The 12,438-nt window shown below is 69.4% G+C and carries 10 protein-coding genes; 7 read left to right on the top strand and 3 right to left on the bottom strand.

What is annotated here, in order from left to right; translation table 11 throughout:
- Nucleotides 1–51 precede the first annotated feature (51 nt).
- The 5 genes from WS96_RS22570 (at nucleotide 52) to WS96_RS22550 (ending at nucleotide 4,149) form a co-directional block, all read left to right on the top strand.
- Nucleotides 52–531 (top strand): universal stress protein, encoded by a 480-nt coding sequence (locus WS96_RS22570; RefSeq protein ID WP_059835517.1) that lies wholly within the window; start codon nucleotides 52–54, stop codon nucleotides 529–531.
- A 13-nt stretch (nucleotides 532–544) separates the two neighbouring features.
- Nucleotides 545–736, top strand: a complete 192-nt coding sequence (locus WS96_RS22565) for a DUF2964 family protein (RefSeq protein ID WP_059835604.1) — start codon at nucleotides 545–547, stop codon at nucleotides 734–736.
- 167 nt (nucleotides 737–903) lie between these two features.
- Complete coding sequence (locus WS96_RS22560; RefSeq protein WP_059835516.1) at nucleotides 904–2,640, top strand: site-specific integrase; 1,737 nt, start codon at nucleotides 904–906, stop codon at nucleotides 2,638–2,640.
- A 178-nt stretch (nucleotides 2,641–2,818) separates the two neighbouring features.
- On the top strand, nucleotides 2,819–3,142 hold the full coding sequence (locus WS96_RS22555; protein ID WP_059835515.1) for a TfoX/Sxy family protein: 324 nt from the start codon (nucleotides 2,819–2,821) through the stop codon (nucleotides 3,140–3,142).
- 86 nt (nucleotides 3,143–3,228) lie between these two features.
- Nucleotides 3,229–4,149, top strand: coding sequence for a hypothetical protein (locus WS96_RS22550; RefSeq protein WP_059835513.1), 921 nt, complete (start codon nucleotides 3,229–3,231; stop codon nucleotides 4,147–4,149).
- A gap of 27 nt (nucleotides 4,150–4,176) precedes the next feature.
- On the opposite strand, the gene WS96_RS22545 is transcribed toward WS96_RS22550, so the two are convergent.
- Together WS96_RS22545 and WS96_RS22540 are read right to left on the bottom strand one after the other, a co-directional pair.
- Nucleotides 4,177–5,328 (bottom strand): branched-chain amino acid ABC transporter substrate-binding protein, encoded by a 1,152-nt coding sequence (locus tag WS96_RS22545; protein ID WP_059835511.1) that lies wholly within the window; start codon nucleotides 5,326–5,328, stop codon nucleotides 4,177–4,179.
- A complete protein-coding gene (locus WS96_RS22540) occupies nucleotides 5,325–6,596 on the bottom strand; it encodes an NAD(P)/FAD-dependent oxidoreductase (protein ID WP_059835510.1) in 1,272 nt (423 codons plus the stop codon). The genes WS96_RS22545 and WS96_RS22540 overlap by 4 nt, the downstream gene beginning before the upstream one ends.
- A 231-nt stretch (nucleotides 6,597–6,827) precedes the next feature.
- Here WS96_RS22540 and WS96_RS22535 point away from each other — a divergent pair, with 231 nt between their 5' ends.
- Nucleotides 6,828–8,240 (top strand): aminotransferase-like domain-containing protein, encoded by a 1,413-nt coding sequence (locus WS96_RS22535; RefSeq protein ID WP_034209325.1) that lies wholly within the window; start codon nucleotides 6,828–6,830, stop codon nucleotides 8,238–8,240.
- Nucleotides 8,241–8,249: 9 nt separating this feature from the next.
- On the opposite strand, the gene WS96_RS22530 is transcribed toward WS96_RS22535, so the two are convergent.
- Entirely contained in the window at nucleotides 8,250–10,424 is a 2,175-nt protein-coding gene (locus tag WS96_RS22530; protein WP_059835509.1) for a DUF4132 domain-containing protein, read from the bottom strand.
- A 564-nt stretch (nucleotides 10,425–10,988) separates the two neighbouring features.
- Here WS96_RS22530 and WS96_RS22525 point away from each other — a divergent pair.
- The gene (locus tag WS96_RS22525; RefSeq protein WP_059835503.1) at nucleotides 10,989–12,413 is read left to right on the top strand and encodes an aminotransferase-like domain-containing protein; all 1,425 of its coding nucleotides are present in this window, start codon (nucleotides 10,989–10,991) and stop codon (nucleotides 12,411–12,413) included.
- Nucleotides 12,414–12,438: the final 25 nt, after the last annotated feature.

The following is a 12,438-nucleotide window of genomic DNA, read 5'->3' as shown; positions in this document are numbered from 1 at the left end:
ACATGGCCGGGCGCGACGGCGCGCCCGGCAATTCACCCCAGCGAGGTTCGCATGTACGAGAAGATCATGGTGGCCGTCGACGGCAGCGCTTCGTCGAAACAGGCACTGGCCGAGGCCGTGAAGGTGGCGCTGGCGGGCGATACGCACGTCAGCGTCGTGTACGTGGTCGACAAGTCGGCGCTGTTCACGTATGCCGGCCGTCTCGATCCGCACGCGCTCGTCGAGGAGATTCGCGACGACGGGCGCAAGGTGCTGTGCGAAGCCGAACGGATCGTCGCGCTGGCCGGCGCGAAAGGCGAAGCCGAACTCGTCGAGACCGAGAGCATCGGCGAGGACATCGCGGAACGCCTGCAACGTTACGTGAAGGAGCGCGGGATCGATCTCGCGGTGGTCGGCACGCACGGGCGGCGCGGTATCCGGCGCGTGCTGCTCGGCAGCGTCGCCGAGCGTTTCGTGCGCGGCGCGACGTGCCCGGTGCTGCTGATTCGTGGCGACGACGCCGACGAGCCGGCCGCCGCGGCCGCGGCATGACGCGGCGCGCACGATGATACGCCGCCAGTACCGGATCGTCGTCGCGGCGATCGCCGTGTTCGTGTCGCTCGCCGGCATGATGGCCGTCGTGACCGGCCTGCTGTTCGATGCGGCGTCGGCGCTGCGCGGCGGCGCCGTTGCGTTGATCGTCGGCGTGGCCGGCTTCGTCGTGATGCTGAACCCGGGGCCGAAAGACGACGCGTGACCCGCACGGAAGCGGGGGCGGCGCGCGTCCGGCCTCGGTGTCGCGACGGTCGCCCCGATGCGCTTGCGCGATGCCCGGCGGGTGCGGGGCCGCGCATGTGCATCGTCCCGTTCGGGAGGGCGCGGGCGGCGTATCCGGCCGCGCGCGCTTCTGTCAAACTGGCGCCCATGAAACCGCGCCTCGCCTCACCGCTTTCCTCCGATTCCGCGCCTGCGCCCGCAGGTTTTCCCGACGCCGACGAACTGGCCGCGCTGCGCGCGTGGTACGCGGGCATGACCGTGCGCCAGGCCGTCGAGCGCTATCTGCCCGACCGGCTCGGCGACGGACGGTCGGCGCGCGGCGTGATCGGCGCCATTCGTCGGCGCCTCGTGCGCATCGCGCGGCAGGTGGGCCGCGCCGATCTCGCGGAACGGCTCGGCCATCCGGACGGTGAGCGTTTGCGGGAGGCGAAAGCGGCGACCGACGCGATCGGCCTGCTGCGTCATGCGCGCGCGCCGGTCCCGCAGATCGGCGACGACGTCGGCCTGTGGCTGCCGGCGCGTGCGGTCGCGGCATTGCGTGCGCACGGGATCGCGACGCTCGCCGACCTGACCGTGCGGATTCCGCGCCGGCGCCAGTGGTGGCGGGCGATCGCGGGCCTCGGCATGGCCGGCGCGCGGCGCATCGAGGCGTTCTTCGCCGCGCATCCGGAGCTGACCGAACGCGCGCGTGCGCTGATCGCCGCGACGCCGCGCGGCAGCATCGTGCCGTGGGAGCAACTGAAGCTGCCGCACGAAGTCGACGGCTCGGCCGGCACGTTCCGCGCGCCGCGCGCGACCAGCACGCTCGATGCGGACAACGATTACGCGGCCGTGCACGCGTGGCTGTCGCTGCACGAATCGGCCGCGACGCGGCGTGCGTACCGGAAGGAAGCCGAGCGGCTGATCCTGTGGGCGATCGTCGAGCGCGGCCGCGCGCTGTCGTCGCTGACGACCGAGGATGCGCTCGCGTATCGCGCGTTCATCCGGCGGCCGACGCCGCACGAACGCTGGGTCGGCCCCGTGCGGCCGCGCGGCGCGCCCGACTGGCGGCCGTTCTCGGGCGCGTTGTCCGCGCGGTCCGCGGCGTACACGCTGTCGGTGCTCGGCGCGCTGTTCCGCTGGCTGATCGAGCAGCGCTACCTGCTCGCGAATCCGTTCGCCGGCGTGAAGGTGCGCGACACGCGCGGCGCGACTCCCCTCGATACGTCGCACGCGTTCACCGAAGGCGAGTGGCTGCTGGTTCGCACGATCGCCGACGGGCTCGAGTTCCGCAAGCGCACGGGCGACGCCGCGCCGCAGTCGGGCTGGACGCCGGCCGCCGCGCAACGGCTGCGCTTCATTCTCGATTTCGGCTATGCGACCGGGCTGCGCGCGAGCGAACTGGTCGGCGCGACGCTCGGCGACATCGAGACGGACGCGCACGGCGACGCGTGGCTGAAGGTGATCGGCAAGGGCAGCAAGGCCGCCCGCGTCGCGCTGCCGCCGCTCGCGCGCACGGCGCTCGATCGCTATCTGGTCGCGCGCCGGTTGCCGGTCACGCCGGCGCGCTGGCGGCCCGCTACGCCGCTGATTCCGAGCCTTGCGGAAGACGACGCGGCCGCGATCACGAGCGTGCGGCTGTGGAAGGTGATGCAGCGTTTCTTCGCGCAGACGGCCGATAGCGTCGAGGCCGACCACCCGGCGCTCGCGCACAAGCTGCGCCAGGCGAGCCCGCACTGGATGCGGCATACGCATGCGACGCACGCGCTGGCGCGCGGCGCGGAGCTGACCACGGTGCGCGACAACCTGCGGCATGCGTCGATCTCGACGACGTCCATCTACCTGCATGGCGACGACGTGAAGCGGGCGCGGCAGATGTCGAGTGCGTTCGGCGCGGACAAGTAGGCGAGTCGGACGCTGCCGGCCGGCGCCGCGCACGCGGCGGCAGCGGTCGATGCTTGGGCGCGTTGCGCGTTGCGCGTTGCGCGTTCGCGAATGCATGACGCACCGCAGCGTATCGGCAGACCAGACGGAACGGTCCGGCGCGCACGACGGTCATAAACTTTTTCATCGGGAGCGGCGGATGGCATCGAGCCAGAGCACGGTCGATTTCATCGTCGAGCAGATCGCGGCGGCCGGTACGGTATCGGCGCGCAAGATGTTCGGCGAATACGGCATCTATTGCGACGGCAGGATGGTCGCGCTCGTCTGCGACGACCGGCTGTTCGTCAAGCCGACGCCCGAAGGCCGCGCGTATCTCGGCGCGTGCGACGAAGCCCCGCCGTATCCGGCCGCGAAGCCGCATCTCGTCATCGCCGGCGATCGCTGGGACGAGCGCGAATGGCTGTCGACGCTGATCCGGATCACCGCCGCGCAATTGCCGCTGCCGGTGAAGCGCGGCCGATGACGAGCGAGTCGGATGCCGCGCCGCGTAGCCGGCAGGCGTATTCTGTGACACATGCGCGCGACCATCGTGCGCCAGGGAGTACCAACATGGAGACATCCGCAGCTTCGCGCGGCACGCGGCGTGCGCACCGCGCCTGGCACGCGCTCGTCGCAGCCCTGTGTGTCGGCTGGAGCGCGCTGTCGTTCGGCGCGGAGGGCGCGAACGGCGCGGCCGCGCTGCTCGATCGCTACCGCAGCCTCGGCGCGCAACTGAAGGACAACGCGTTTCGCCGGCCCCTGGTGCTCGAATCGTCGGAAGCGTCGTCGTCGCTGAAGGGCGACATCTATGCGGTCGTCGATTATCCGTTCGCGGTGGTGAACGGCCAGCTCAACGATCCCGCACGAGGCCCCGCGAACTGGTGCGCGGTGCTGATCCTGCACCTGAACACGAAGTACTGTCACGCAGCGAGCGGCGCCAACGGCGCGGTGCTCGACGTGAACCTCGGCCGCAAGATCGAGCAAAAGCTGCCGGACACCTATCGCGTGCAGTTCCGCTACCGCGTGGCGGCCGCGACGCCCGATTATTTCCAGGTCGACCTGACCGCCGACAGCGGCCCGATGGGCACGAAGGATTACCGGATCGCGCTCGAGGCCGTGCCGGTCGGCGCGTCGCGCACGTTCCTGCACCTTACGTATTCGTATGGCTTCGGCACGGTCGGCCGGATGGCGATGAAGACCTATCTCGCGACCGTCGGCAGCGACAAGGTCGGGTTCACGACCGTCGGCGCCGCGTCGGCCGCGCAGCCGCAGTACGTCGGCGGCGTGCGCGGGCTGCTCGAGCGCAACACGATGCGCTACTACCTCGCGATCGACACGTATCTCGCGACGCTCGACAAGCCGCTCGATGCGCGCCTCGCGCGCTGGTTCGACGCGACCGAGCAGTATCCGCAGCAACTGCACGAAGTGGAGCGCGGCGCGTATCTGCAGATGAAAGCGCAGGAAGTGCAGCGGCAGCAGACGGCGCGATGACGGTGCAGCCCGCTCGCGCTCCCGGCATCAGTTCGACGCGCCGCCCACCGTGCGGATGCTGCGCCACTGCCCCTGGTCGACGCGGAACAACGTGTACGGCGGCTTGATCAGGTCGCCGCGCTCGTCGAACGAGATCTTGCCGGTCACGCCGGTCACCGACACGCCCGGCAGGCTCGTGACGATCTTGCCTCGATCGAGCGAATCGGCCTTGTGGACCGCCGCGATCATCGCGAGCGCCGCGTCGTACGCGAACGGCGCGTACAGCTCGACGTCCTGGTTGAAGCGCGCCTTGTAGCGCTGGGCGAATGCGACGGCGGACGGCAGCTTGTCGAGCGCGGGGCCGGGCTCCAGATCCTGCGTGCCTTCGCCCGCGTTGCCGGCGATCTTCAGGAATGCATTGCTTTTCAGTGCGCCGGCGCCGAACAGTTGCGCACGGATGCCGAGCGAGCGCATCTGCTTGACGAGCATCGCGCCCTGTTCGTCGAGCCCGCCGAAGAACAGCAGGTCGATGTTGTTGCTCTTCATCGTGGTCAGGATGCCGCGGAAGTCGACGGCCTTGTCGTTCGTGTATTCGCGGCCGACGATGGTGCCGTGCGCGTCCTTCACGCCTTTCTCGAACGCATCGGCGAGGCCCTGGCCGAACGCGGTGCGATCGTCGATGATCCCGATCCGCTTCGCCTTCAACTGCTCGACCGCGAAGCGGCCGGCCACCACGCCGCCCACGCCGTCGTGCCCCATCGTGCGGAACACGTTTTTGAAGCCTTGCATCGTCAGTTGCGGATTGGTCGAGCCGGGCGTGATCATCGCGACGTTCGCCTGCTTGTAGACGGCCGACGCCGGAATGCTGCAGCCCGAGTTGTAGTGGCCGATCACGCCGACCACACCGTCGTCGACGAGTTTCTGCGCAACCTGGATCGCGATGCGCGGATCGGCCTGGTCGTCCTGCACGTCGAGCACGAAGCGCACCGGCTTGCCGCCGATGGTCGGATGCTTCGCGTTTTCCTCGTCGAGCGCGAGCTGCGCGCCGTATTGCAGATCCTTGCCGACGCGCGCGACGGGCCCCGTCAGCGGACCGGCGAAGCCGATCCTGACGGTTTCCGGGTCAGCGGCGCGCGCGGCCCCCGCGACCGTGCCGATCGAGCAGACGGCCAGCCATGCCAGCCAGTGACGACGATTCATGATGCCTCTCCTTGCGTGGGTGGAAGTCGCGGCGCGCGTCGGAATCGCGCGGCCCGGTACGGTGTGAGGTCGAGCGGCGGTGCGCGCCGGGCGACGAGGTCGGCGACGAGCTGCCCGGTGACGCCGGCGAGCGTCACGCCGAGATGCTGATGACCGAATGCGTGGATCACGCGCGCACTGTCGCGTGCGCGGCCGATGACGGGCACGCCGTCGGGCAGCGTCGGCCGGAAGCCGAGCCAGCTGCGCGTCGGCGTGCCCAGCGACGGCACGGCTTCGCGCGCGGAACGCGTGAGCAGCGCGACGAGCGACGGGTTCATCGGTGCGTCGAAGCCGCCGAGTTCGACGGTGCCGGCCGCGCGCAGCCCTTCGTCGAGCGGCGTCATGTAGAAGCCGCGTTCGGCCCAGCCGACCGGCCGCGTGACGATCGGTTCGTGCGCGCCGAACTGCACGTGATAGCCGCGCTCGGTGTCGAGCGGTACCGCATCGCCGCACGCGGCCGCGAATTCGCGCGAGCGGGCGCCCGCGGCGACGACGACGTGATCGAACCCGCGCACCGTGCCGCCCGCCTGCACGTTCACGCTGTCGCCGGCGGGCACGATCCGCTCGACGCGGGCGCGTTCGAGCGTCGCGCCGGCGGCGGCGAGTTGCGCGAAGAGCTCGCCGAGAAAGCCGTGCGGATCGGAGAAGTGCCAACTGCCGACGAACAGCACGCCGCGCGTGAAGATCGGTGCGAGCGCGGGTTCGAGTGCACGGATCGCACTCGCGTCGAGCGTCTCGAACGGCACGCCGAGCCGGCGCCGCAGCGCGAGCGACGGTTGCGCGGCATCGAACGACGCCTGCCGGGCGTACAGGTACAGGCATTCGCGCGGCCGCACGAATGCCGCGAGCCGCGCCGACGCGAGCAGCGGCGCATAGCCGTCGGCTGCGCGCGACAACAGGGCGGCCAGTGCGCTCGCGCTGCGTGCGTGGCGTGCGGGCGTCGATGCGAGCAGGAACCGCGCGAGCCACGGCGCGCCGTGCAGCAGATAGGGCCAGCGGATGCGCAGCGGGCTGTCGGCGCCGAACAGGAAGTGCGGCAGGTTGCGGAACACGGACGGGCCGTTCACCGGCACGCAGCCGTACGGCGCGAACGTCGCGGCATTGCCGAACGACGCGCCTTCGCCGATGCCGGCCGGATCGAACAGCGTCACGCGATGCCCGTCGCGTTGCAGCCATGCCGCCGCGCCGAGCCCGATGAAGCCTGCACCCACGATGGCGATCTTCGCCATGACGCTTCCCCTTGGGTCCACATGATTCACACAAAGATGCGATCAAGAATCACACAGTAATTTTTTGTGTGCAATCAAAAAGAAATTGTGTGGTGTCGGCGTTTACCCGGTTTCAATGCGTTGATTCTGCAGACTTTTCCGTAAGCGTTTGACGGGGTGGGGATGTCATATACAATCGCTGGGCAAGTCAAAACGGCAGACAAACGTTTTTTGTGTGGTCACGGGCGACAAATGGCATCGGACAAACTTTCCGGCGAGCGCGACGGCGGCCTGCCGACGCAGGCGAAGCGGCCGACTTATGTCGAGGTCTCGAGCTCGATCGAGGCGGAAATCCGCAACGGCACGTATCCGCCGGGCAGCCGCCTGCCGCCGCAGCGCCAGCTCGCGACCGAGCTCGGCATCAACGTGTCGACGGTGTCGCGTGCGTACAAGGAGCTGCAGCTGCGCGGCCTCGTGATCGGCAGCAAGCGGCGCGGCTCGCTCGTCACCGGCGGTGCGATGCCGAGCATCGAGCCGGCCCGCGCGTCGCTCGCGGCCGGCAACGGCGCGATCGACCTGACCGTCAACCGGCCGGCCACCGGCGAATTTCTCGCGAGCCTCGCGCAGACGTTCGGCACGCTGCCGAATGACCCGCGTTTCGCCGCGTTGCAGGAATACCAGCCGCCGCAGGGGCCCGACTGGGCGCGCGCGGCCGGCGCGCAGTGGCTTGCCGCACCCGGTTTCACGCCGTCGCGCGACCAGGTGGTCGTCACGAGCGGCGCGCAGCACGGGTTGTATGCGGTGCTGAACAGCCTGATCGGCACCGATGGCGTGATCGTTGCCGATCGCCTCACGTACTACGGCCTGAAGGCGCTTGCGCCGGTGTTCCAGTTCGAGATCGTCAGCGCGGCGGCGGACGACGACGGCCTGCTGCCCGACGAGATCGAGCGGATCTGCCAGCGCATGCCGGTCAAGGCGATCTTCGTCGTGCCGAACCTGCAGAACCCGACCGTGACGACGATGAGCCTCGCGCGCCGGATGGCGCTCGTGGACATCGCGCGGCGCCATCACGTGACGATTATCGAGGACGACGTGTACGGCCCGCTCGTGCGCGACCGGCTGCCGGCGATCGCGGGGCTGTGCCCGGAGCTGACGTTCCATCTCGGCGCGACGTCGAAGATCCTTGCGCCGGGGCTGCGCCTCGGTTACCTGAGCTGTCCGCGCGACAGCGTCGCCCTGTGCGCGGAAGCCGTGCGCACCACCGCATGGATGCCGGCGCCCGCGTCGATGCTGATCGCGACGCTGTGGATCGAGGACGGCACGGCCGCGCGGATCATGGCCGCGCAACTCGCGGAGATTCGTGCGCGCGTCGATCTGGCGCGGGAACTGCTGCCGGCCGGGCAGTTGAAGTCCGACCCCGCCTGCATGTTCGTGTGGCTGCGGCTGCCGCCCCCGTGGCGCGCGGACGATTTCGCCGCGAATGCGAAGGCGCGCGGCGTGATCGTGATGCCGTCGTCGACCTTCGCGGTCGACCGCGCGGAGATCGAGCACGGCGTGCGCATCAACCTCGCATGCCCGGCCACGCGCGACGAACTCGTCAACGGGCTGCGGATCCTGTCCGGTACGCTGAAGGACCGGCCGCGCGCGCTGTTCGGGTCGATCTGACGGCGCCGCTCAATCGAGCAACCCCGCGACGACGTCGACGATCCGTTGCAGCAGCGCTTCGTCGTAGGGCAGCCACGGCACCGCGCGCAGCGGCGACGGCGGTGGCGCGACCGCCGGTTCGACCGGCTCGCCGTCGCGCGTCACGCGGCCGGTCGCGCAATGCACCGACCATGCGCCGACGCGCACGTGGCGGTCGTCGATCGTCATTCTCCCTTGCGCGATCGCGTCGGCGAACACGAGCGACAGCACGTGCTTGCGATGCCGCGCCATCACGCCGAGCGGCAGATCGGACAACCGGTTCAGGCGCTGCTGGCGTTCGGATTCGAGATCGCGCAGACGGACGGGGTCCGTCGCGAGCGTAGCGGTCGCCGCACGTGTCGCATCGTCGTCGAGCGCGAACGCGGACACGCTGACGAGCAGGTCGACCGCACGCGCCACTTCGGAGAACACCACACGATCGATTTCGCCGATCGGCAGCGGCAGCCAGCGTGCGCCGTGTCGGCGTTCGAAGTGCAGCCGGCGCGACGTGCCGTGGCTTTCCGAGCCGGGATAAAGCCGCGCATCGACGACGAAGGTCGCGCGCACGTCGCCAAATTCGCGGACGAGCGCATCGTCGTACGCGCGGATCGACCAGCCTTCGCGGCGCGCGACGCCGAGCAGCGGCCGGCTCGACAGCACGTGACCTTCGAACATCGCGGAATCGCTGGCCGATGCGTCGCCGTCGCTCGGCGCGTAGTACTCGCGGAACGCCTGCCTGACCGGTTGCCGCAGCGTGCGGCCGACGATCGCGCGCTGCCACGCGAGCCGTTCGTCCGCGTCGACCAGCAGCGGGTGCCATAGCCGGATCTCGCAGTCGTCGGCGATCTCGCACGCTTGGCCGGCCGCATCGCGCAGCACGATCTTGCCCTTGGCGATATCGGGGATGAACGATTGCGTCGAACCGTCGCCGTTTTGTGCCAGCCAGATCATCCGCGCCGAGAACGCGGCGCCGGCCGGCGCGTCGACGAGCCGCTCGCGCCATTCGGCGTGGCCGAGCGTCATCGGCTGCCAGAAGCCGGCCTCCATGCACGTGGCGAGCATCGTGAGCTGCTTCTTGTCGGGCTTCGCGTCGAGCGTCATCCGCAGCGCGGTGCGCGGCCGTTCGCCGAGTGCGCGTTCGGCCGGCTTCAGGTTGCGCGCGAGTTTCTTCTGCACGCCCGCGTGACGGACGACGGCCAGCGCGTCGCGCAGCGCGCGCACGCTCTCGGGCGTCGGGATCGTCTCGATCGCATGGCCGAGCGCGATGGCGAGCGATTGCGACGGCGCGGTCTTCGCGGCCGTCGGCGCGACGCATACGCCCGTCAGCAGCGGCCCGATCAGCGGGCGCAGCCATGCTTCGTCGCGATACGCGGCCACCCGCGCGGCGCGTGACAGAACTTGTGCGTCGTCGGTCGTGAACGCGCGATCGGCTTCGTACGGCACGGTGCCGGCATGCAGCGCGGCGACCTGTCGCGCGGCTTCGGTCAGCGCGTCGCGCGCGAACGCGACGTACGCGGCCTCTTGCGCGAGCGTCACGGCCGGATCGCTGAGGTCGAGCCACAGCCGCTTCGGCGCGAAATAGCCGTCGTTGGTCGCAGCCAGTGCGAGCAGCGCGGCCGCGCCGAGTTCGGGCAACACGTCGAGTTCGCGCACGCGAAACGGCGAATCGGCCAGCGCCTGCGCATAGGCGTCGCGCCGCGCCGAGAAGTCGCGGCGGCCCGCGAACCAGTCGAGCGCATACGCGGCATAGGCGGAGGCCGCGCGCAACCCGCCTTCTTCCGGTTCGCCGGCGATCCGCGCGAGTTCGGCCTGCAGCGCAGCCGACGGCAGCGCGTCGAGACACGGCAGATCCTCGAGCGCGCGTTTCCATCCGCCGGCCGGAATGGCGCCAAACAGTTCGAGCGCCGCGTCGGCGTCGATGAGCGGCACGAGGCCGTGAGCATCGATCTGCCGGTGCAACTGGCGCGCGAATTCGGCGCGCGGGTCGCCGAACGCCTGGTCGCGCACCAGGATTTCATGCTCGACACGCCGCAGCGCCGGCCAGATGGCGCCGAGCGTGGGCGCGTCGAGCGCCGACAGGTCGATGGGCGCGTCGATGGCGCTTGCGTGGGCGGTCGCGTCGGTCAGCCGCGCGATGAGTCGCGCAACGAGGGCACGATCAGCCATGCGTGCGCTCCCGGCTGGCCGCGGCGTTCTGGCGCGATTTCTTCTGTACCGTTCGCGCGACGCGTATCGCGCCGCCGAGGCCGGCTCCGGGTTCGATCGTGTGCTGCATGGTCGCTCTCATCGTGAAAAACCCTGCGGGGCGCACAGTATTGCACCCGCGTTGAGTCGATCGCGCGGAGGCACGTGCGGCGGGCCTCCCGGGCCGATCCAGCGCCGCCGTGCGAACCGACAGGCCGTCCGGCCATTTCATAAGACGTACAGTTTTCCCGCGATGCGCGATTCGCGCCGAACTGTACTCTTGTTCGCGCGCTCGATGTGTGTGCTCGCCGCGAACTGTTCTTCTCTTAAGATCCGGTCATCAAGTGCACAGTGCCGCAGATCCAGTTGGTCCGGACCCCTGCCGGCGCATCTTCAAGAGAGAGCCAGTGCGATGGAAAAGGCAAAACCGGAGGGAAAGATCAGGAATCACGACGGCCCGGTCGGCGGGCGAAACACGTGCGACACGTGCGTATCGGACGCACACGGCGGGGCGGCGCGGCTGCGCATGCCGGCGGGAGACGCACGATGAAACTCTATGAAAAGCTCGCGGACGACATCGAGCGCCTGATCCGCCAGGGCGTGTACCGGCACGGCGACCGGATTCCGTCGGTGCGGCAGGCGAGCCAGCAGCACCGGATCAGCATCACGACCGTGCTGCACGCGTATCTGCTGCTGGAAAGCCGCGGGCTGCTCGAAAGCCGGCCGCAGTCGGGCTACTTCGTGAACCTGCGGCGCGACGACGGTCATGCACCGGTGCGCGAGTTGCGACCGTCGAAGCCGATCGCGATCTCGTCGTCGGTCGACGTGAGTCGGCTCGTGCTGTCGACGCTGCGCTCGATCGGCACGGACGACGCGGTGCCGCTCGGCTCGCCGTATCCGGACCCGAGCCTGTTTCCGTTCGAGAAGCTGAATCGCTACGCGTACGCGGCCGGCCGCGACAAATCGCTGTGGGGCGTGACCGACGGGTTGCCGCCGGGCCACCCGCGGCTGATCCGGCAGATCGCGCGCCGCTACCTGGAAAACGGGATGTCGGTGGATCCGAACGAGATCATCGTGACGGTCGGTGCGACGGAGGCGATCAACCTGTGCCTGCAGGCGGTCGCGAAGCCGGGCGACACGATCGCGGTGGAGTCGCCGACGTTCTACGCGATGCTGCACGCGATCGAGCGGATGGGGATGAAGGCGATCGAGGTGGCCACGCATCCGGAATACGGAATCGACATCGCGGCGCTGGCCGCGATCGCGAAATCGCAGCCGATCGCCGCGTGCATGGTGATGCCGAACTTCCAGAACCCGATGGGCTTCCAGATGCCGGACGCGCGCAAGCGCGAACTGGTTGAGTTCGCAACCAAGGCCGGGATGCCGATCATCGAGAATGGCGTGTACAACGAACTGTATTTCGGCGACACGCATCCGAGTTCGCTGAAGTCGTACGACCGCAGCGGGATCGTGCTGCATTGTTCGTCGTTCTCGAAGAGCCTGACGGCCGCGTACCGGATCGGTTGGGCGTTGCCGGGGCGCTATCGCGATCAGGTCGAGAAGCTGAAGTTCCTGAACACGCTCGCGACGCCGTCGTTGCCGCAGCTCGCGATCGCGGAGTTTCTCGAGCGCGACGGCTACGAGCATCACCTGCGGCGCTTGCGCAAGGCGTATGCGCAGCAGGCGAATCTGATGCGTGCGATGGTGTCGCGGTTCTTTCCGGAAGGCACGCGCATGTCGAGCCCGGCGGGCGGTTACGTGTTGTGGGTCGAGTTGCCCGCGCAGGTCGATGCGATGCGGTTGTATCAGCTCGCGCTGGAGCAAGGGATCACGATCGGGCCGGGCTACATGTTCTCGATCACCGACAACTACCGGAACTTCATCCGCCTGAACTACAGCAGCCCGTGGTCGCCGGAAATCGAGCAGGCGGTGATCGCGGTCGGGAAGCTGGCTGCGGCGTGCATGCGGTGAACGGGCGAGCGACGTGGAGCGCGGG

It is taken from the genome of Burkholderia sp. MSMB1835, assembly GCF_001526365.1.
In the GTDB taxonomy this organism is placed as follows: Bacteria; Pseudomonadota; Gammaproteobacteria; order Burkholderiales; family Burkholderiaceae; genus Burkholderia.
Note: the sequence above shows the minus strand (reverse complement) of the source record. Positions and strands in the feature narration are given on the sequence as shown.

Coding starts and splice junctions, on each gene's coding strand:
- WS96_RS22540 (WP_059835510.1), bottom strand. CDS start 6,596: ATGGCGAAGATCGCCATCGTGGGTGCAGGCTTCATCGGGCTCGGCGCG.
- WS96_RS22525 (WP_059835503.1), top strand. CDS start 10,989: ATGAAACTCTATGAAAAGCTCGCGGACGACATCGAGCGCCTGATCCGC.
- WS96_RS22555 (WP_059835515.1), top strand. CDS start 2,819: ATGGCATCGAGCCAGAGCACGGTCGATTTCATCGTCGAGCAGATCGCG.
- WS96_RS22535 (WP_034209325.1), top strand. CDS start 6,828: ATGGCATCGGACAAACTTTCCGGCGAGCGCGACGGCGGCCTGCCGACG.
- WS96_RS22570 (WP_059835517.1), top strand. CDS start 52: ATGTACGAGAAGATCATGGTGGCCGTCGACGGCAGCGCTTCGTCGAAA.
- WS96_RS22545 (WP_059835511.1), bottom strand. CDS start 5,328: ATGAATCGTCGTCACTGGCTGGCATGGCTGGCCGTCTGCTCGATCGGC.
- WS96_RS22560 (WP_059835516.1), top strand. CDS start 904: ATGAAACCGCGCCTCGCCTCACCGCTTTCCTCCGATTCCGCGCCTGCG.
- WS96_RS22550 (WP_059835513.1), top strand. CDS start 3,229: ATGGAGACATCCGCAGCTTCGCGCGGCACGCGGCGTGCGCACCGCGCC.
- WS96_RS22565 (WP_059835604.1), top strand. CDS start 545: ATGATACGCCGCCAGTACCGGATCGTCGTCGCGGCGATCGCCGTGTTC.
- WS96_RS22530 (WP_059835509.1), bottom strand. CDS start 10,424: ATGGCTGATCGTGCCCTCGTTGCGCGACTCATCGCGCGGCTGACCGAC.